Source organism: Kitasatospora sp. GP82 (genome assembly GCF_029892105.1).
Lineage (GTDB): Bacteria > Actinomycetota > Actinomycetes > Streptomycetales > Streptomycetaceae > Kitasatospora.
The window spans coordinates 1-18,170 of the sequence record NZ_JARZAJ010000051.1; the positions used below are offsets into that span (position 1 = coordinate 1).

At 70.0% G+C, this 18,170-nt stretch carries 21 protein-coding genes and 1 pseudogene; 11 read left to right on the top strand and 11 right to left on the bottom strand.

The annotated features are described in order from the left end of the window. The 5 genes from P3T39_RS32325 to P3T39_RS32345 all read left to right on the top strand — a co-directional run. Positions 1 to 1,176, top strand: a 1,176-nt coding sequence (locus P3T39_RS32325; protein WP_280702810.1) for a PKD domain-containing protein, incomplete at its 5' end; no start/stop codon positions are given. Positions 1,177 to 1,352: 176 nt separating this feature from the next. Continuing rightward, the gene (locus P3T39_RS32330; protein ID WP_280702811.1) at positions 1,353 to 2,297 is read left to right on the top strand and encodes an ABC transporter ATP-binding protein; all 945 of its coding nucleotides are present in this window, start codon (positions 1,353 to 1,355) and stop codon (positions 2,295 to 2,297) included. Positions 2,298 to 2,413: 116 nt separating this feature from the next. Continuing rightward, entirely contained in the window at positions 2,414 to 3,709 is a 1,296-nt protein-coding gene (locus P3T39_RS32335) for an ABC transporter permease (protein ID WP_348534415.1), read from the top strand. Positions 3,710 to 4,138: 429 nt separating this feature from the next. Continuing rightward, a complete protein-coding gene (locus P3T39_RS32340; protein ID WP_280702813.1) occupies positions 4,139 to 4,444 on the top strand; it encodes a NucA/NucB deoxyribonuclease domain-containing protein in 306 nt (101 codons plus the stop codon). 19 nt (positions 4,445 to 4,463) lie between these two features. Then, a complete protein-coding gene (locus P3T39_RS32345; protein WP_280702814.1) occupies positions 4,464 to 5,339 on the top strand; it encodes a hypothetical protein in 876 nt (291 codons plus the stop codon). Here the strand turns inward: P3T39_RS32345 and P3T39_RS32350 are convergent. The 3 genes and pseudogenes from P3T39_RS32350 to P3T39_RS32360 all read right to left on the bottom strand — a co-directional run. Continuing rightward, positions 5,315 to 5,452: pseudogene (locus P3T39_RS32350) on the bottom strand (hypothetical protein); the annotation flags it as partial. The gene P3T39_RS32345 and the pseudogene P3T39_RS32350 sit on opposite strands and share 25 nt — an antisense overlap. Continuing rightward, positions 5,386 to 6,030: a polyketide synthase gene (locus P3T39_RS32355; protein ID WP_280702815.1), complete on the bottom strand. Its 645-nt coding sequence runs from the start codon at positions 6,028 to 6,030 to the stop codon at positions 5,386 to 5,388. The gene P3T39_RS32355 and the pseudogene P3T39_RS32350, both read right to left, overlap by 67 nt. Further along, complete coding sequence (locus tag P3T39_RS32360; RefSeq protein ID WP_280702816.1) at positions 6,027 to 7,025, bottom strand: phosphopantetheine-binding protein; 999 nt, start codon at positions 7,023 to 7,025, stop codon at positions 6,027 to 6,029. Before P3T39_RS32360 ends, P3T39_RS32355 begins: the two co-directional genes overlap by 4 nt. A 78-nt stretch (positions 7,026 to 7,103) precedes the next feature. On the opposite strand from P3T39_RS32360, the gene P3T39_RS32365 reads away from it, so the two are divergent. Then, positions 7,104 to 7,256, top strand: a complete 153-nt coding sequence (locus tag P3T39_RS32365) for a hypothetical protein (RefSeq protein ID WP_280702817.1) — start codon at positions 7,104 to 7,106, stop codon at positions 7,254 to 7,256. A 329-nt stretch (positions 7,257 to 7,585) separates the two neighbouring features. After that, on the top strand, positions 7,586 to 7,891 hold the full coding sequence (locus P3T39_RS32370) for a hypothetical protein (protein WP_280702818.1): 306 nt from the start codon (positions 7,586 to 7,588) through the stop codon (positions 7,889 to 7,891). A 239-nt stretch (positions 7,892 to 8,130) separates the two neighbouring features. Here the strand turns inward: P3T39_RS32370 and P3T39_RS32375 are convergent, their stop codons facing one another. Both P3T39_RS32375 and P3T39_RS32380 read right to left on the bottom strand, forming a co-directional pair. Next, complete coding sequence (locus P3T39_RS32375; protein ID WP_280702819.1) at positions 8,131 to 9,309, bottom strand: hypothetical protein; 1,179 nt, start codon at positions 9,307 to 9,309, stop codon at positions 8,131 to 8,133. A gap of 261 nt (positions 9,310 to 9,570) precedes the next feature. After that, positions 9,571 to 10,194 (bottom strand): glycosyltransferase family A protein, encoded by a 624-nt coding sequence (locus tag P3T39_RS32380; protein ID WP_280702820.1) that lies wholly within the window; start codon positions 10,192 to 10,194, stop codon positions 9,571 to 9,573. A gap of 477 nt (positions 10,195 to 10,671) precedes the next feature. On the opposite strand from P3T39_RS32380, the gene P3T39_RS32385 reads away from it, so the two are divergent. From P3T39_RS32385 to P3T39_RS32400, 4 genes are all read left to right on the top strand, one after another. Then, the gene (locus P3T39_RS32385; protein ID WP_280702821.1) at positions 10,672 to 11,571 is read left to right on the top strand and encodes an ABC transporter substrate-binding protein; all 900 of its coding nucleotides are present in this window, start codon (positions 10,672 to 10,674) and stop codon (positions 11,569 to 11,571) included. Between the two features lie 289 nt (positions 11,572 to 11,860). After that, complete coding sequence (locus P3T39_RS32390; protein WP_280702822.1) at positions 11,861 to 12,736, top strand: serine hydrolase domain-containing protein; 876 nt, start codon at positions 11,861 to 11,863, stop codon at positions 12,734 to 12,736. Between the two features lie 81 nt (positions 12,737 to 12,817). Continuing rightward, entirely contained in the window at positions 12,818 to 13,021 is a 204-nt protein-coding gene (locus tag P3T39_RS32395) for a hypothetical protein (RefSeq protein ID WP_280702823.1), read from the top strand. Positions 13,022 to 13,340: 319 nt separating this feature from the next. Then, positions 13,341 to 13,727, top strand: a complete 387-nt coding sequence (locus tag P3T39_RS32400) for a DUF488 family protein (protein WP_280702824.1) — start codon at positions 13,341 to 13,343, stop codon at positions 13,725 to 13,727. 68 nt (positions 13,728 to 13,795) lie between these two features. Here P3T39_RS32400 and P3T39_RS32405 read toward each other — a convergent pair whose 3' ends face one another. From P3T39_RS32405 to P3T39_RS32430, 6 genes are all read right to left on the bottom strand, one after another. After that, positions 13,796 to 14,434 carry a GPP34 family phosphoprotein gene (locus P3T39_RS32405; RefSeq protein WP_280702825.1) on the bottom strand — a complete coding sequence of 213 codons (639 nt, stop codon included), beginning with the start codon at positions 14,432 to 14,434 and terminating at the stop codon, positions 13,796 to 13,798. A gap of 260 nt (positions 14,435 to 14,694) precedes the next feature. Next, positions 14,695 to 14,928 (bottom strand): hypothetical protein, encoded by a 234-nt coding sequence (locus tag P3T39_RS32410; protein ID WP_280702826.1) that lies wholly within the window; start codon positions 14,926 to 14,928, stop codon positions 14,695 to 14,697. Between the two features lie 14 nt (positions 14,929 to 14,942). Beyond that, positions 14,943 to 15,896, bottom strand: coding sequence for an SPFH domain-containing protein (locus P3T39_RS32415; RefSeq protein ID WP_280702827.1), 954 nt, complete (start codon positions 15,894 to 15,896; stop codon positions 14,943 to 14,945). A gap of 184 nt (positions 15,897 to 16,080) precedes the next feature. Beyond that, the gene (locus P3T39_RS32420; RefSeq protein WP_280702828.1) at positions 16,081 to 16,815 is read right to left on the bottom strand and encodes a lytic polysaccharide monooxygenase; all 735 of its coding nucleotides are present in this window, start codon (positions 16,813 to 16,815) and stop codon (positions 16,081 to 16,083) included. Positions 16,816 to 16,875: 60 nt separating this feature from the next. Beyond that, entirely contained in the window at positions 16,876 to 17,418 is a 543-nt protein-coding gene (locus P3T39_RS32425; RefSeq protein ID WP_280702829.1) for a hypothetical protein, read from the bottom strand. Positions 17,419 to 17,826: 408 nt separating this feature from the next. Further along, positions 17,827 to 18,114 carry a hypothetical protein gene (locus P3T39_RS32430; RefSeq protein WP_280702830.1) on the bottom strand — a complete coding sequence of 96 codons (288 nt, stop codon included), beginning with the start codon at positions 18,112 to 18,114 and terminating at the stop codon, positions 17,827 to 17,829. Positions 18,115 to 18,170: the final 56 nt, after the last annotated feature.

The following is an 18,170-nucleotide window of genomic DNA, read 5'->3' on the forward strand; positions in this document are numbered from 1 at the left end:
ACGACCCAGAACCCGAGCCACACCTACAGCACCGCGGGCACCTACACCGCGACGCTGACCGTCACCGACAGCGCCTCGCCGGCCAACACCGCGACGTCACAGGTGACGACCACGGTCAGCGCCGTCGGCAACCCGCTGGCGGCCAGCGCCTCGGCCACGCCGACCTCCGGCCAGGTGCCGCTGAGCGTCGCCTTCACCGGCACCGGCACCGGTGGCACCCCGGCGTACAGCTACAGCTGGAACTTCGGTGACGGGAGCACCAGCACGACCCAGAACCCGAGCCACACCTACAGCACCGCGGGCACCTACACCGCGACGCTGACCGTCACCGACAGCGCCTCGCCGGCCAACACCGCGACCTCGACAGTAACCATCACCGCCGCACCGATCGCCGCGACGGTACCGGGCGCGCCCACCGGCCTGACGGCGACGGCCGGCACCGGGCAGGCCGCGCTGGGCTGGACGCCGCCGGCCAACACCGGCGGCGAGAACATCACCTCGTACAAGGTGTACCGCGGTACCAGCAGCGGCGGCGAGACGCTGCTGACCAGCGGCGGCTGCAGCGGTCTCGGCGCGGTGACCTCGTGCACCGACACGGGGCTGACCGCCGGTCAGACCTACTACTACAAGGTCAGCGCGGTGAACGGCGTGGGCGAGGGGGCACAGAGCAACGAGGCGAGCGTCCAGCCGGTCGGCAGCTGCGGGTCGCAGCAGTTGCTGGGCAACCCGGGCTTCGAGACCGGCACCGCCTCGCCGTGGACGGCGACCAGCGGAGTGCTCAACAACAGCTCCTCCGAACCGCCGCACTCCGGGAGTTGGGACGCCTGGCTGGGCGGCTACGGCACCACCCACACCGACACGCTCTCGCAGGCGGTCACCCTGCCGTCCGGGTGCTCCACGTACAACTTCAACTTCTGGCTCCACATCGACACGGCGGAGACCACGACGACGACGGCGTACGACACCCTGAAGGTGCAGGTGCTCAACAGCTCCGGCACGGTGCTGTCCACGCTGGCCACCTACTCCAACCTCAACCACAACACCGGCTACTCGCAGCACAGTTTCAGCCTGGCGGCCTACGCGGGGCAGAACGTCACGCTGAAGTTCACCGGGGCTGAGGACTACCAGAAGCAGACCTCGTTCGTCGTCGATGACACCGCGCTGAACGTCAGCTGAGTCAGACGAATCAGACGAATGTCCGATGCGGATCATCTGATCGCGCAACCCGCCGGGTGGTGCACTGCGGTGCACCGCCCGGTGCCGCGTTCGCGGGCCGAGGCCCCCGTCCTCGAGGTTGCGCGTCATGCGGCAGGAACAGGTTCTTGAGGATCAGCTGAGGGATGGATGAATAGATGGACACACCCGTCGCGGTGAGAGGCCGCGGCATCACCAAAGTCTTCGGTGATGTCGTCGCCCTCGACCACATCGATGTGAGCATGACGCAGGGTCAGATCCACGGCCTGGTCGGCCCGAACGGCGCCGGCAAGACCACACTCCTGGGCCTGTTGTTGGGCCTGGCCGTCGCCGACGAAGGGAGTCTGGAGATCCTCGGCACTCCGGTGGGACGCGCGCCAAACGCGCCTGACGGTGTCTCCGGGTTCGTCGACGGACCTGGCCTCTACCCCACTCTCACCGCGAAGCAGAACCTTTCAACGCTCGTCGCGCTGCGCCCTGATGACGCGCCCGCCACGGGTCTCGAGGAGGCGTTGGAGGAGGTCGGGCTCGCCGACGTCGCCGACGCCAAGGTTCGCGGCTTCTCCCTGGGCATGCGCCAGCGGCTGGGGCTGGCCGCGGCGCTGCTGACCAAGCCACGGCTGCTGGTGCTCGACGAGCCGTCCAACGGCCTGGACCCGCTCGGCAAGAAGCAGGTGCACGGTGTGCTCAGCCGGCTGGCCGCCGAAGGCGTCACGGTCGTGATGTCCAGCCATCGGATGGACGATCTGGAGGCGCTGTGTTCCGAGGTCACCATCCTGGCCACCGGGCGCGTGGTCTTCTCCGGACCGGTGTCAAAGCTCTCCGATGACAACCGCGAACTCGACTACCGGCTGCGCGCGTCGGATCCGTCAGCCGCTCGCGCGGTCGCGGCCGGAACGCCCGGTATCAGCATCATCGACGGCCACGACGCCCCGGCGCGGCCGGACACCGACGTGATCGTCGTCCGCGCACGGGTGGCAGCCGTGGACGAACTCGTGGCCCGAATGGTGCGCGACGACATCGCGGTGCGTGAGTTGGCGCCCGTCGTCTCATCGCTGGAAGCCGCGTTCCTCGCCCTGACCGAGCAGGAGGCCGACCGATGACCACGACCATTGCTGACGCCCCCGCCGCCGGGGCCGGGGCTGGGGCTGGGGCTGGGGCTGGGGCTGGGGCTGGGGCTGGGGCTGGGGCTGGGACAGCGGGCGCGCGCCCGGTCCCGGTGGCCCGCATCCTCCGCTTCGAGTTGGTCAAACAGTTCTCCGCCTGGCGGGTGCGCCTGCTGATCGGGCTGTGCTGGCTCGGTCCGGGCCTGCTGGTCTTCGCGATCGGCCAGCAGAGCACTCTGCCGTCGGACACCCTGTTCGGCCGGTGGATGCACGCCACCGGCTGGGCCGGGCCGCTCGTGGTGCTCGGAGTCGCCGGCTCGTGGGCGCTGCCGCTGGTCACGTCCATAGTCGCCGGCGACGTGTTCGCCTCCGAGGACCGGCTGGGCACCTGGCGCCATCTGCTCATCGCCGTCCGCTCGCACCGGCGCATCTTCGCGGCCAAGGCGATCGCCAGCGTCACCGTGATCGGGCTGCTGGTGGCAGGCCTGGCCGTCTCCAGCGTGTTCGGCGGGCTGCTCGCGGAGGGGAACCAGCCGCTGGTCGGGCTGGATGGCCACCTGCTCTCCGGTGGGGACGCGGCCAAAAACGTCCTGCTGGCCTGGGTCTGCGCGCTGGCGCCGACGCTCGCCCTGGCGGCCATCGGGCTGCTCGGGTCCGTCGCCCTGGGCCGATCCCCGATGGGCCTGCTCCTGCCCACGCTCGCCGCCCTCGGGATGCAGGTGGCGCAGTTGCTGCCGCTGCCGGTCCCGGTGCGTCTGGCACTGCCCGGTTACGCCTTCATCTCCTGGAACGGCCTTTTCGCCGAGCCCCAGCAACTCGGGCCCTTGCTGATCGGCGTCGGGGTCAGTCTGGTGTGGGCGGTCGTCGCGACGGCACTGGCCTACCTGCTCTTCCTCCGCCGGGACTTCACCAATCTCAACAACGACGGCGCCGGACGCAGGGTGCTGACCGTGGGTGTTCTCCCGCTGGTCGGCGTGCTGGCCGCGACGGTCGGTGTTTTCGCAGTGACGACCGGGGCGGGCGGTTCCGGCATCGACCGGGCCAAGGTGCAACGGTCGGTGGCCACGGCGTTCGCCCACCTCTACCGGTTCCAGCAAGCGCAGATGCGCCAGCCGCCGGTCACCGAAGCGCAGCTGCAGACCTCCGCGGCCTGTGACAAGAGCGAGGGACTCGGCGCACAGGAGGGACCGGGCAACGACTGGCGCTGCACGGTTTCCTGGAACGTCCCCGGTTACAACGCCACCGCCCAAGCCATTTACCAGCTCGATGTCACCGCGACCGGGCGGTACACCGCCGACGGAGACGGCCCGGTGGAGGTGAACGGCTACTTCCTGATCGTCAGTGGGGGAAAGGCGGTGCCGAACCCGCTCTGGCAGTTCGACGGCAACGTCGATCTGCTCCCCAGATGAACGCAGCGTGCGGGCGGCAGCATCCCTGAGGAAGAAGGACCAGGTCGGTCACCGGTTGCCCCGTGGCCCAGCCGGTGGCCGTCCACCAGCTTCGACCGCATCGCGTACAAGGACGAGGCACCAGATGCGCGGTGGCGACCCTGGTGACGAGGCCGGTGGTGTTCCAGCGGTGACCGCCGCCCGCCACCATCCCGCGCCCATAGGTCAGTTCCACTCCAGCTCCCCCAGCACGCCCGAACGCCGTGGGGTAACGGTCTGTGTCCCCCCTCGGACACGACCCATTGGCCAACGAAGTTGGCCAGGGAATGCAGGTCAGGAGCAATCCTGACCTGCATTTTGCGTTGCGCGTGATTGTACCGGCAGCGCAGGCCGAGGGCGGCGTAGGTCTGCCGCTTGGTCTCGGGCTTGGCGTCGCGCAGGACGTCGACGATGTCGCCGGCTTGGTTCACGAGGTCGGCGATCTGCTGTTCGGTCAGGGCAGGGAAGCCATCCGTCCTCACCATCGACAAGGACGAGGTGAACGCCGACGCCAACCGCGCCGACTCCCTGCGCGGCATCGCCACCCGTCCGCCGGACGACCGCGAAGAGTACCCGCCCGCCATGTACCAGGAAGGTGGGAAGGGCGCGAGCGTAAAGTACGTACCTGCGAGCGACAACCAGGGTTCCCGTTCCAGCATGGGCAGCGCCGTCCGCGGACTAAAACACGGGGCCAGAGTCAAAATCAGCGTGAGATGACGGAGCGGAAGGAGCGCGGGTGAACGCCGCCGAAAAGCTGATTTCGCGGGCCCGGCATGGCCGGTTCAGCGAGCTGCTCCCTGACCTGCTGGAGCTGGCCAAGCGCTCAGGTGGTGACCGCAACGAAGCCTGGGAGGCCGCTGCTGCGGCCATCCAGATCTTGTTCTGGCAGGACCGGTTCGCTGAGGCAGCCGACCTGGCAGAGACGATCATCGCCCAGGACGGCCCGCTCGGCGGTGAGCTGTGCGACCAGGACATGCCCTTCCGCACCGCATTGTTGGCCGGTGAACTGCACGCGGGAGCGCCAGCTCAGCCGCGCCTCCTAACGGCGGCCGGCTACGTTCCCGACGGCCGGAACCTGGGCGACGACCTGTTGTGGCTGGCGGAAGAACTCCCCGAGCGACCCATTGAGGAGCTACTGCCCAGCCACTTCAACTGGGGCGGCCCGGCCGAGCCGCTGGACGAAGCCGGAGCCCAGCTGGCCGAGCGTGACTTCAGCACATTGGACACAGGCGACAAGTACACCTTGTGGGAGGCACTGGCCGAGGCCAACGACTTCGAACAGGCACACCAACTGGTCGAATCGTCCGGCGAGACCCCTGACCGGTATGCGCCCTGTCTCTGGATGGCCGGCTGGTACGCCGTGCGGGGCAATGTACCCCGGGGCGAGCGGATGCTGCTGGCCGCCCATGATCGGTGGTGGCCCTACATGAAGTGGGACGCGATTCCGGATGATCCGGTCTTGCAGCCGACCCTGCGCCTGGTCACGACCGACCGGGTCCGAGAGCAGTACCTCACCCGGCCGATCGGCCCCGAAGCAGCGAAGGCCTGGGTGAGCGCCGCCACCTCGATCGGGTCGCCGAGCGGCGTCCCCGTGCCGTGCGTCTCGACGTAGCCGATGGTCTCCGGCTCCACCTCGGCGACCAGGTGGGCGGCCCGGATCACCTCGGCCTGGCCGCCGACGCCGGGGGCGGTGAAGCCGACCTTGTCGAGACCGTCGTTGTTGATCGCGGTGCCGCGCAGCACCGCCCGGACGTGGTCGCCGTCGGCGAGGTCGAGCAGGCCGTCTGCACGGTGACGGCCGGGCCGGTGAGGCCGAGCTTGAAGGAGACCCGGGAGGTCAGGAAGTCGATGCCGGTGGCCAGCCGGAGCTGCCACTCGCTCACCGGGCCGAGGTTGTCCCGGTTGGCCATCAGCGCCTCGAAGTAGCCGGTCTGGCTGCTCCCGGCGTACACGCCCACCGGTCCGGGGTAGGCCTTGGGGTCGTAGCCCGCGTCCTCCATCGCCTCCCAGGCGCACTCCAGGAAGAGGCGGTGCTGCGGGTCCAGGATCAGCGCCTCGCGGTGCGAGTAGCCGAAGAACTCCGCGTCGAAGTCCTCGGAACCCGCAAGCAGGCCGATCGCCGGCACGTAGTCGGGGTAGTCCGCCGAGTTGCCGGGGAAGCGGGTGATGGAGTCCTGACCCTTCGTCAGATTGCTCCAGAACTCGTCCAGGTCCCGCGCACCCGGGAAGCGGCCCGCCATGCCAACGACGGCGAGAAACGGTTCGTCGTCCATCGGGTCGGGGTTCATCGGGTCGGGGTTCATCGCTCGCCCCCGGCGCTCTGGCGGGCAGCCCGGCGCTGCTGGAGGCGGACCCGGCCGCTGCGGCGCTCGTCCGCGCGGGTGTCGGCAGCGGCGGTGCTGACGGTGTCCGCGCCGAGGTGGGCGGCCAGCTTGCGGACGGTCGGGTGGGCGAACAGCGCGACACCGGGGACGGGACGCCCGAGCGCCTGCGACAGCAGCCGCTGCACCTGGACCAGCAGCAGCGAGTGCCCGCCGATCTCGAAGAAGCTGTCATCCGCGCCGACCTGCTCGACCTTGAGCACCTGACGCCAGATCGCGGCGATCTGCGCCTCCAGCCCGGACGCCGGACCGGCGGTCGGCGAGAAAGCGGGCGCGACGGCGGGCACCGGGAGCGCCCGGTGGTCGATCTTGCCGTTCGCGGTCAGCGGCAGCTCGTCCAACAGCACATAGGCGGCGGGCACCAGGGCCGGCGGCAGGCTCTTCGCCAGGTGCGCGCGCAGCTCCGCGACCGAGACACCGTCGGCGACGGCCACCGTGTACGCGACCAGGCGCTTGCCGTCCGTCCCGTTGTCGACCGCCCGGACGTGCGCCTGCCGGACCGCCGGGTGGGCGCACAGCGCGGCACTGATCTCGGCCGGCTCGACGCGCTGGCCACGGATCTTCACCTGGTCGTCGGAGCGGCCGAGGAAGGCCAGGGCGCCGTCCGGGTTCCGCCGCGCGATGTCGCCGGTGCGGTAGAGCCGCGCGCCCGGCCGACCGCTGAACGGGTCGGGCACGAAGCGCTCGGCCGTCAGCCCGGGGTGGCCCGGGTAGCCACGGGCCAGTAGCGCGCCACCGACGTAGAGGTCGCCCGGGGCGCCGTCGGGGACAGGCGCGAACTCGGCGTTGAGCAGGTGGACCTCGGTGCCGGGCAGCGGCTCGCCGATCGGCAGCACGTCGCCCTCGGGCAGCTGCCCGGCGGCGAGAGCGTGCGTGGTGGCGGTGATGGTGGTCTCGGTCAGGCCGGTCGCCGTCACCCACCGCTCGCTGGCCCACCACTCTCCGCCCCGCAGTGCGCCAGCGCCTCTGCGCGCCCCGGCGGCGTGAAGGTGTTCATGTCCGCACGGACCGGCGCGTACACCAGCGGATCGTTCACCGCCCCGTACCGGGACACCTGCTACTCCGCAAGCGGCATGGTCGGCCCCGGCCACACCCACTACCAGGCGGCGTGCCGACCGGTCGCCGCTCGAGATCTCGGCGCCGCCTGAGCACTCCGCGCTGGCGGCGCCGACGCTTGCCCCCAGGTAGCCGACATCAGGGAGTCGGTGAACGGCCCATCGTGGCTCCGACGCGGTTTCAGCTGCGGAGTGCCTGCCCGGTCGGCTCGTCGGCTCGGCAACTGGTCATGCAGCGCAGCCGCGCCATCACGAGCGCGCCTGGCCCGCGCCCAACTCGGCCAAGGCGACATCGAACCGGCCCTCACAACCGCGACGGAGCGGAGCCCGGGTTCGAGGCTGTCATCGGCTACGAGCAAGGTGAACCCGTCGGCTACGCCTATGGCAACACGGTCACCTCCGGTGACCGTTGGTGGACCTGCATGGCCGAACCGATGCCGCAGAAGATCATCACGTCGCCGACACTCGCACTGAAGGAACTCGGCGTGCGTGGCCCCTGGCGGGGCACAGGCGTGGCGCGGCGCATCCACGACGAACTTCTTGCTGGGCGCGGCGAGGATCGCATGACGCTCATGGTCAACCCGGCTGCTGGGGACGGCAAGGTGCTCGCCTTGTACAAGTCGTGGGGATACGAGGCTGTGAACCGAGTCCAGCCGTCGCCGGACGCGCCGCCACTCATCGCCGTGATCCGAACCTGTGCTGCATCCAGCACACAGATCAAACACTGAATGAATGAATCGTTGGCCTACCAGACGCAGGTGTGAGGGTAGGCGGCTATGGCGTTGGGCCACGTGACCAACGTGACCAACAGCGGTCGAAGACACCCTGAAACAGGCCGGATAGGCGAGCAAACGCGGCTGTCAGCTCGACCGCGTGTCGGCGGCGTTTCAGCAGGTAAGCGGCATAGAGCGCTGATGTCCGAGGCGGCAGCTCGAAGTAGTCGAGCTGCCGCCCCGCATTCGGACCGTCAGTTCTGGCAGCTCGTGACGCTGCCGAGCGGGAAGCAGTTGTTGGGCTTGTTCTTGACGACGCTGCTGTCGTCGAGGGTCACGTTGGTGCCGGCCTGCTTGTTGATGCCGCCGCCGTCGCGAGCGGCCGTGTTCTCACTGACCGTGCTGTGGTGGAGCGTCAGCGTGGCGCCGAGGCCCGTCTCGGTGTTGAACTGGTTGTTGATGCCGCCGCCGTCGCCACCGGTCGAGTTCTCCTTGACCTTGACCTTCGTCAGCGTCGCGGCACCCTCGTTGTTGATGCCGCCGCCGTCGCCACCGGCGTTGTTCTCCGTGATCTGGCCACCGATGATCTCGAGCGTGGCCTCGTCGCTGTTGTTGATGCCGCCGCCGTCGAAGGCGGCGAAGTTGTCGGAGACGACGGTCTCCCTCAGCGTTGCCGTTCCGCCGTTGATGATGCCGCCGCCGTCGCCCTCGCGGGAGGTGTTGTGAGAGACGGAGCTGTCCTCGACCGTCAGGGTGGCGTTGCCCGCGTTGTTGATACCACCGGCGTCATCGCCCGACTGGTTGCCCTCGACCTTGGTGTGCTTCAGGGTCACGGTGCCGGTCTCGTTGTTGCTGAGCCCGGCGCCCCCTTGGACGGAGGTGTTCCCGGAGATGCTGCTCCGGTGCGCCGTCAGCGTCGCGCCTTCGTCGTTGTAGATACCGCCGCCCTCGTCGTCGGCGGCGTTGCCGGTGACCTCGCTCTCGTCGAGAGTGAGCTTGCCGTGGTTCTTGATGCCGCCGCCATCACCATCCTCCGTCTCGGTGATGCCGATGTGACCACCGCTGATCTCGATGCCGTGGAGCGTGAGGTCACCCGTCGGGGCTGCCACCTCGAGCAGGCGGAACAGGGGAGCGCCGGAGGCCTGCCGGACAAGCGCGGAGTCGTGCCCGGTAATCGTGATCTTCTTGAGGATGGGTGGCAGCGCATCGTCCGTGCCGGTGATCGGGGCGGTGAAGGTGTAGGTGCATCCCTTGGCCAGCTCGATCGTCCCGCCGTTGCCGCTGTTGAGCGTGTTGATGGCGGTGATCAGCCCGACGATGTCACCGCACGCGATGGTGGTCTGCGCGTACGCGATCGAAGGAGCGGCAGCGACGGCCAGGCCCATGGTCAGCCCGACAGCGATCGCGGATCCCCGAAGGGACGAGTACTTCATGAAGGTCTTCCTCTAACGGCTCTGGCCCGTGGGAAGGGCGGTGGCAGCTGAATTCACGCTGAGTAGCGGAACGCCTGTCAGGTCCCCGGGCAGAGATCGGCGGAATCAACCGTGATACGGAGTTCAGCCGGATGGCACACGCTGCGGTCCGCCATTCAGGCCGATCGTCGTACATCGGAGCGAACCATCAGGGGAAGCCAAATGCGGCTTTTATAAGGAGAATTGACTGATGAACATTTTGTGGGGCGGGCAACGGCCTGCTCAAGCCTGCTGCTCGGCCCAGCTGAACCAGTAGCCGTCAGGGTTGACCAGGTAGCGCACGGTCGGCACGGGCAGGTGTCCGATCCGATGGGTGCGGCTGTAGCGGAACACCAACTCCCGGTCCTCGCACGGGATTACCTGCGAAGGGCGTCGCAGCCGGCTGAAACGGAGGGCACGGGCGCGCCGGGCCACCACCGCGTTGGCGTCCAGGAAGCCCTCCTCGGCAGCGCGCCGCCGGTCGAAGGGGACGGACAGCACGTCCATCTCACTGCCGCCCGGGTGCAGTCGCCGCAGCGCCGTGCAGACGGCGTCCGGACCGCCGGGAGCGCTCAACACCTCGACGGCGCGCGCCAGATGGTCGGACTTCCACTCGCTGTCGTCGTCCAGGAAGGCCACGTACCGTGACGAGCCGAGTCGGATCCCGACATTACGCACCACGCCCTCCTCCGCCACGTTCCGGGCTGGGCTGACCGCGAACAGCCGTGGATCGTCCAGGAGTTCGGGCGGTCTGGCGCCGTCGTCCACCACGATCACCACCTGCTCCTTCACGGTCTGCGCCAGCGCGGACTCCACCGCCCGCCGCAGCCCCTCGGGACGTCGGTAGGTCGGGATCACCGTCGCCACCAGTGCAGAGGGGCGCCGGCCGAGCTGGAAACGCTCTGACCGAGCCTGTCGCAGCACACGCACGACACACCCTTCGGGGCGGCATTGCGCTGCTTTCTCCGGGCCGGCCCAGGCGCCCGGGTTGTCCCGCGGCTCGCCGAGCTCGACCTGCGGCGGGTTCAGCCCAGCGTCCTCGGCCGGGCCGCCGATCTGCCGGGGGCGGGGCCGCAGCCGGCTGGTGGGCCACCGGCGACGGCGAGTGGCGCGAGGATTCGGCACCGCCGCTCGTGAGCCTGGGTGAACACTCACGTGGTGGTCGTGGTTATAGTCTGACCGGCTTCTCCGCCTCCGGAGGCTGCCGGGTGCCGACCCGGCCGCGTCCGGGGGCAGAATGCCCTCTCACCGGAGCAGGGCCGGTGGGAGGCTGTCGGCGCGGCCTGGTGCCGCCACACGTCTCGAACGCGCGGCACTGTGCGTCGACCACCGGGAGAATCCCAGATGAAAGCTTTCACCAGTCGCAGCTGCGGCAGCATCGCCGTCATCGCCGCCGGTGCGCTCCTGCTGAGCGCCTGCGGTACGAGCGGCGGAAAGGCCTCGCTGCACGACCAGCTGCCCGAGAAGATCCGCAAAGCCGGGGTGATCCAGGTGGGCGCGTCGTTCACCGCCGCCCCGGTGATCTTCCGGAACCCGCAGGGACAGCCGGACGGCCTCGACCCCGACATCGCCGCCGCCCTGGAGAAGACACTCGGTGTCAAGTTCGAGTTCCAGGACGTCGGGGCCTTCTCGAACGTGCTCCCGGGCCTGCTGGCCCAGAAGTACGACATCGGGCTGTCAGGCATAACCGACACCCGTGAGCGCCAGCAGGGCGTTGACAAGAACGGCAAGCAGGTCAACGACGGCGTCGACTTCGTCGACTACTTCATGGCCGGAATCGGGATAGTCGTCCGCAAGGGGAACCCCGAGAAGCTCACCAAGCTCGACAGCCTGTGCGGCAGGACGGTCTCGGTGAAGAAGGGCACCATTCACGACGACCTCGCGACCAACCAGATGAAGGCATGCGAGCACCTCGGCAAGCCCCTCAAGGTCATGGAGCTGGACGGCGACGACAAGGCCCTGGATGAGCTGCGCAGTGGTTCGGCAGACGCGTACCTCACCGACTACCCCAAGGCGCAGTACCGCAGCCAGACCGAAGGCGGTGGACAGGACTTCGACCTGGCCGGTCCCCAGCTGCAGCCCAGGCCCTACGGGATCGCCCTCCGCAAGGGCGACAAAGACCTGCAGACCATCCTGACGAAGGCCCTGAACACACTCATCGCGAACGGCACGTACGACCAGATCCTCACGAAGCGGCAGCTGTCCGTCGGCGCTGTCCAGAACTCCGTCGTCAACGGCAGCTGAGCAACGAGCACTCGAGCTGCAACAGACAGGGCCCGACAGACAGGGCCCCGGATGTGTATGCGGCCCGGCGCAGTTCCTCCGGGGACCGGAGAGCGGCTCGGACACGGGCTCTCTCCCGCTGTCGGGGGCAGCGGGATGACGTCTTCGGATGGACGTTCGGCGGCTGGGCACGGTTCTACACTGTATGGCGTGCTCGGCCAACGGTGCCTCCTGGCGGACCTGTTGGGGCGAAGGCGCAACAGGTCGACCGTGCTCTCGGTCCAGAGGTCGAGGCAGGAGGTTGAGATCGGTGTTCCGCAGCCCTACCTGCGTCATCAGCAGCGCCTCGGCCGGATCGGTCAGCGGCGGTCATGCGGTGGACCGCTATGCCGAGATCGGGTCGTTCACCAAGGTGCTCACCGGGACGGCGCTGATGCGGATGGCAGCGGCCGGGGTGCTGGCACCGGACGACCCGCTGGAGCGGTGGCTGCCGCAGGCGCCGGGTACGGGGATCACGCTGCGGCAGTTGGCGGAGCACACCTCGGGGCTGCCCAGGCTGCCCCCCGGGCTGGGCCTCAGGGATCCGTACGCCGCGTTCGACCGCGATGCGCTCACCGTGCTCCTGGGCAGGCTCGGCCGGCTGACGGTCCGAGCGCCGGGCGCGGCAAAGGAGTACTCCAACTTCGGCTACGCCGTACTCGGCGCAGCGCTGGAGGCCGCGGCCGGAGTCCCCTACGAGGAACTGCTCGGGACGTACGTCCTGGCTCCGCTCGCCGTCGCGGAGGTTGCGGTCCACCCGTCCGCCGGGCAGCGGCTGTGCGCTCGCGGCCTGTTCGGCCGGGAGCGGGCGCCCTGGAGCATGGACGGTGCGATTCTGCCCGCCGGGGGTCTGTGGGCGACGCCTCGGGCCGTGGCCGCGCTGGTGACGGGCCTGCTCGTCGAACGGCGGTTGGGCGAACCCGCGCCCTCCTGGCAGCGGACCGGTGAGCTGCACTGGCACAACGGCGCCACCCGGGACAGTTCCGTGTTCACCGGTGCGATGCCTGACGGTCGGTGGGTGGTGATCCACCGTCTCCGGTCCTCCGCCGCCCGCACCGACCGGGAGGGCGTACGCATCCTGCTCCGCACCGAACCGCCGACGGCGGCTTCGGAGCCGCCGCCGTGCGGCCCGTCCGACGCACCGTGAGCGCAGCCGGGGAAGCCGTCGTTGTCGGCGGTGGCGGATACTCTTCGACCCGAATTCGCCCCACCGACCGAGGACTTCCCCGTGCCACTCTCCGCCCCCGGTGTCGCCCGCCTGTTCACCGCCGGGGTCACCTTCAACTACCCGAGCGGCCAGAGCGGAACGATCGGTGTCAACCCGTCGAGCAGCCTGAACCTGCCCAGTGGACGGGTCGTCGCCTGCGATCCGTTCACCGGCCTCGGACCCTACGGGCCAGGGCCGTTCAGGGTGTCACGGTGTCGGACCTGAGGCATCGGACCGTAGACGCCGGACCGGAGGCGTCTGGCCTCGTGGTGGTCGTACAGCGGTCGGGGCGTCGGCGGCGGCCTGCCGCAGAGTGCATGGCGGACCGGCGCCGCGTAGCGACGGGATCGCGCTCGGTGACGCTCGGCCTGCCCCACCGTGTCCGGTGTCTCGACAGCCGCAAGGCTGGGTCCGAAGGCCGCGGGCGGGGCATATGACCAGGTAGGGGCAGAGCCGTTGCCGACAGCCTGGACGGTGGCCCTGGCGCAGCGCCCCGTTCGAAGCCTGGGCGGGGCAACGCGAGCAAGCCGCACGGAGGACAGCCATGACCAGACACGTTGAGTACCGCAGGATCTACGCCGGCGCCGACACTGACGCCGAACCCGGGGACAGCGTGCGGGTTCTGGTCGACCGGGTGTGGCCGCGGGGCCTGCGGAAGGACTCCGGCGCGTTCGACGTCTGGCTCCGGGACGTGGCGCCGTCCACCGAGCTCCGGCGCTGGTACGGCCACGACCCCGAGCGCTACCGTGAGTTCCGCCGCCGCTACCTCGCCGAACTGCGTGACGCGGACCATCAGGAGGCCCTGCGCAACCTGGCCGACATCGCGGACCACGGACACCTGACGCTCCTCACCGCCAGCCGCGACGTCGACCACAGCCAGGCCGCCGTTCTCGCCGACCGGCTGTCCGGCGACAGCCGGAAGCACAAGTGACCGGCTCTCCCCCGCCGGGTCGGCCGGTCCCGCTCGGCGCCGGTGCATCCGGCCTGGCCGCCGCGCGCTCAGCCCGCAGCCGCAGCCGCGGCCGCGTTGCGGGAGCGGATCGCCTGCCGCAGGGCACGCGGCAACGGGCCGGCCGCCGGGGCGAGCTTGTCGATCCGCGCGCGGAACTCGCGACTCTGGCGCCACGTCAGCACGGCGCGCAGCTGGGCGGCGTCGGCGAGAGCCACCAGAGCCGCGTCGCCCGGCTCCACCCGGGAGAGCGGGCCGCGCAGTGCCGAGGAGACGGCCTCGGCCAGCGCCTTGCGTACGCGCGGATCGCGCAGGGTGATCCGGGCGGCGGGGAAGAGGCCGAGGACACGGTACTCCTCGACCCTGATCCAGCCTCCCGCCGCCAGCTCGTCCCGGACGGCGCGAGCGGTACGGCCACGGCGCCGACCGACCCAGGACCGCCAGCTGCGCGGCCGCTCCTCGCGGATCTGCCGCAGCAGTTCGGCGAGGACGGGGTCGAGTCCGGCCGGCTCGGTGCCGACAGCGGCCGGTCCGCGTCCGTCCTCGCGCAGCAGGCCCCGGCGCAGCAGATCGGCCAGTGCCGCCGCGCGCATCAGGAGGTCGAGGTCACGGACGCCGGTGAGGCGCTCGCGCTGGGGATCGTAGGCGAGCAGGTACAGCTTTCCGGGGAGGGTGTCGGGCAGGTCCATGGCGGGCTCCACATGGCTTGGTTGAAACTCGGTGAGACTCAACGAGGTACCGACGGATCGGCATGGGTGGACGAGCCGGGGCCACCGGACGGCGGACGGGTGGCCGGGCGGGCCGACCGTGCTGTGGCCACCGGCCGGGCGGGGCGGGCACAGTCGGCCCCGGCGGCTGGGGCGCGGTGCTGTCCGGAGCCGTACTTTCGGGCTCTGCGCTCGCGCGGTCTGCGTTCTGCGTTCTGCGTTCTGCGTTCTCAGGCTCAGGCTCAGGAGCCCTCGGGGTCGGGGCTCTCGGGCTCGGGGTTTTCCTTGGCCGGACGTCCCCGGCGGGGCAGTCGGGCCACGCCGCCGGGCATCCGGGCTGCGTCGGTGAGCGCCCGGCGGAGCAGGAACTCGATCTGCGCGTTGGTACTGCGCAGTTCGTCCGAGGCCCACCGGGCCAGTGCGTCGTGGACCCCGGGATCCAGGCGCAGCAGGATCTTCTTCCGCTCCGTCGCCACCGCCGTGCTGCTCCTTACTGGTAGAGGGAGCCGGTGTTGACGACCGGCTGGGTACCCCGGTCGCCACAGAGCACCACCAGCAGATTGCTCACCATCGCCGCCTTGCGTTCCTCGTCCAGCTCGACCACGTCACGCTCGGCGAGCCGCTCCAGGGCCAGCTCGACCATACCGACGGCGCCCTCCACGATCAGCCGACGGGCCGCGACCACCGCACCGGCCTGCTGGCGCTGAAGCATCACCTGCGCGACCTCGGGGGCGTACGCGAGGCGGGTGATCCGGGACTCGATCACCCGCACCCCGGCCGAGGCGACCCGGGCGGCGATCTCCGCGGAGAGCTTGCGAGTGATCTCGTCGGCGCTGTCGCGCAGCGACATCTCGCCCTCGCCGTGGGCGTCGTAGGGGTAGCTGTTGGCGATGTGCCGCACCGCGGTCTCGGTCTGGATGGCGACGAACTCCGTGAAGTCGTCCACCTCGAAGATCGCCTTGGCGGTGTCCTCGACCTGCCAGACCACGACTGCGGCCATCTCGATCGGGTTGCCGTCCGCGTCGTTGACCTTGGTGGTCTCGGTCTCGTGGTTGCGGATCCGGGTGGAGATCCCGCGACGGCTGGTGAAGGGGTTGACCCAGGTCAGGCCGTCTGCCCGGATGGTGCCCCGGTAGCGGCCGAGCAGCTGGACCACCCGGGCCCGGCCGGGAGCGACCGCGGTCAGGCCGCAGGACAGCAGCAGGCCGAGAAGAAGGAGCAGCGGCCCGGTGACCAGCAGGGTGACACCGATCCCGGTGGCGCCCGTCGCCTGCTGGTTGGCGCCGACGATGGTCACGGCGACCCCGGCGAGCAGGCAGAGCAGGCTGAAGCCGAGCATCGGCAGTCCCGGCAGACCGGTGATGACTCGTTCGGTGACCTTCGGGGCCGGGATGTCGAGGACGAAGCCGTCGGCCTCGTCAGCGGGGTTGTGCGGTGTGGTCATCGGACCGGGTTCCTCTCCTGCGAGTGTGGCACGCATCTAGCAAAGTGATATCACTTTTTCGCGCCCCGCAAACCCGCTTTCCGGCGCCGACCCTGCGGACCGGTCCACCGCGGCACCTTCGGAGCAGAAAGCCGGACCTGGCTCTGGGCCGGGTCCGGCACTGGTGCGACGGAGGAACGGGCGCTCAGCCGAAGTCGACGTCCGAGCAGGAGGTGAAGAACTCGCCGGCCTTCGGGAACTGCGGGTCGATGATCTTGTCGGGGTCGAGGTCGGGGCCACCGGGACCGGACCAGATCTCGACGATCACGTGCCGACCGGACTTCGGAGGCAGGGTCTCCGTGGGGTACTGGTCCATCGAGTCGAAGTGGCCCACCATGAACGGCACGGGATCCACGTCACTCCAGGACACCCCGGCAGCCGGATCCCAGCCGTCCTTGGTGACGTACCACTCGTGGGTCCAGTACTCGCCCGGGTGCTTGGCGGTGTACCGGTACTGGAAGGTGTAGCTGCCCTCGGTGCCGGACAGATCGGTGGTCTTCCACTTCCGGTCGGCGGAGTCCCTGAGGTCGAGGCCGGCGTTCTTGGGGTTGCCCGCGCTGCAGACGTTCGCGCCCGGGCTGAACTTCCGGTACTCGCTGTACCGGCCACGGGCGTTGAAGGGGGGATCGGCCTTCATGGCCGACCCCTCGGGCTGGACCTCCTGCCACAGGTAGATGCCTGCCTGGCGTGCGGCCTGACACATCGGATCCGGTGAGTCGAGGCCGCCCGGGTGGCAGAGCAGGGCACGGCTCACGGGAGCGGCCAGGGTGCCGTGCCTGGTGGTCGGCTGGTCGGCCTGGGCCGCCGGAATGAGGGCCGCCAGGGACAGCGTGAGTGCGCCGAGTGCGCCGACGAGGCCCCGGGTGAATCGCTTTGGCATGGTGCGGATCTCTGCTTTCTTCGGTCTTCGGTGGATGTCTGCTCTCCTCGTCGGAACGCGTCAGGGGCCGGTGGTCACGACCACCTCGTTGGTGAACTGACTCCACTGCCCGCCGTCCAGCTTCGCGCGGATCTTGACCGTGTTCTGGGCCGCGGGGGCGTCACCGAGGTTCACCCAGTGCTGCCGGGCGGCCTTCCAACAGCCCCACCACTGGCACCAGTCGAGGTACACGGTCTGCTTGAGCTGGCCACCGTTGATCCAGACCTCGTAGACCTTGGGGTACGCCGCCCTGCCGTCGCTCCAGTCTCCGGGCGTGCTCTCCTGGCCGTAGTTGTCGCCCACCGTCCAACCGAGCTGGATACCGTGCAGCCGCCACGCGCCGTCCGTCCTGACCCCGGCCGTCCCGACCAGGTCCCGCGGCGACACAAGGGCGGTGACGCGCCGACCGTCCTGCGGCACCGACTGCCCGCCGGCGGCGGCTGCGACGGCCGACCGTACACCATGGCCCGCGTGCGCCCCCGCCTGTGCGGCGGCGACCGCCCCGCCGATGACGAGCCCGGTCGCGGCACCCGCGACGAGCACCCGCCTCCGCAGGAGCTTCATCCTCAATCCCACTGCGCTGCCCCACTCTCCACTGGAACCGATGCGCCACGTCCGACCCCTGACCTCGGGCAGGGACGCGAACACTGACAGCCGAAAGTAGCTGTCTGCACACGCACCGTAGTGAGCTCGTCGTCGCCGCAGCGTCACCGGAGTACCCGGCCGGAGCAACGCCCCGAGCGGGGACATGCCTTCGGCACGGGGCCGGTCAGGAGCCGGGCGGCTCCGCGGAATCGTTGCAGCAGGAGATCACGCGTCGAGCTCGCCATGCGGCGGATTCTCATGCGCCGCATCGGCGGTCGGCGACCGGATTTCCGGCCGCCCGACTGCCGATCAGCCCCCGGGCGGGTGGCCCGGGGGCTGATCACGCAACGCCCGTCGAGGAGTCGGGCCCGCCGGGGCCCGGCCGGCTCAGAGGACGAAGTAGCTGTTCCCGAACGCCGTATCGATCTCGCTCGGGCCGATCGCGGCGGTGACCGGCCCCTGGCAGTCGGAGGCCGCGTGGACCAGCACCGTCGCGTTCGTGAAGTTGTCGACCGCGATCGGCGACGAGGCGCCGTAACAGCCCCGCTGCGGATTCCGGTGCGGGACGCCATTGACGATGAGCCACCCGGTGGCGGCATACGCCGAGGCGGGCAGGGAGACGGCGAGAAGTACGGCGGCGGCAAGCGTGCCGACGGTGCTGACGAGACGGTTCATGGGGCTGTCCTTGTAGCGCCGGATGCGGGCCCGGGACTGGGGCCACGCCGGATCGG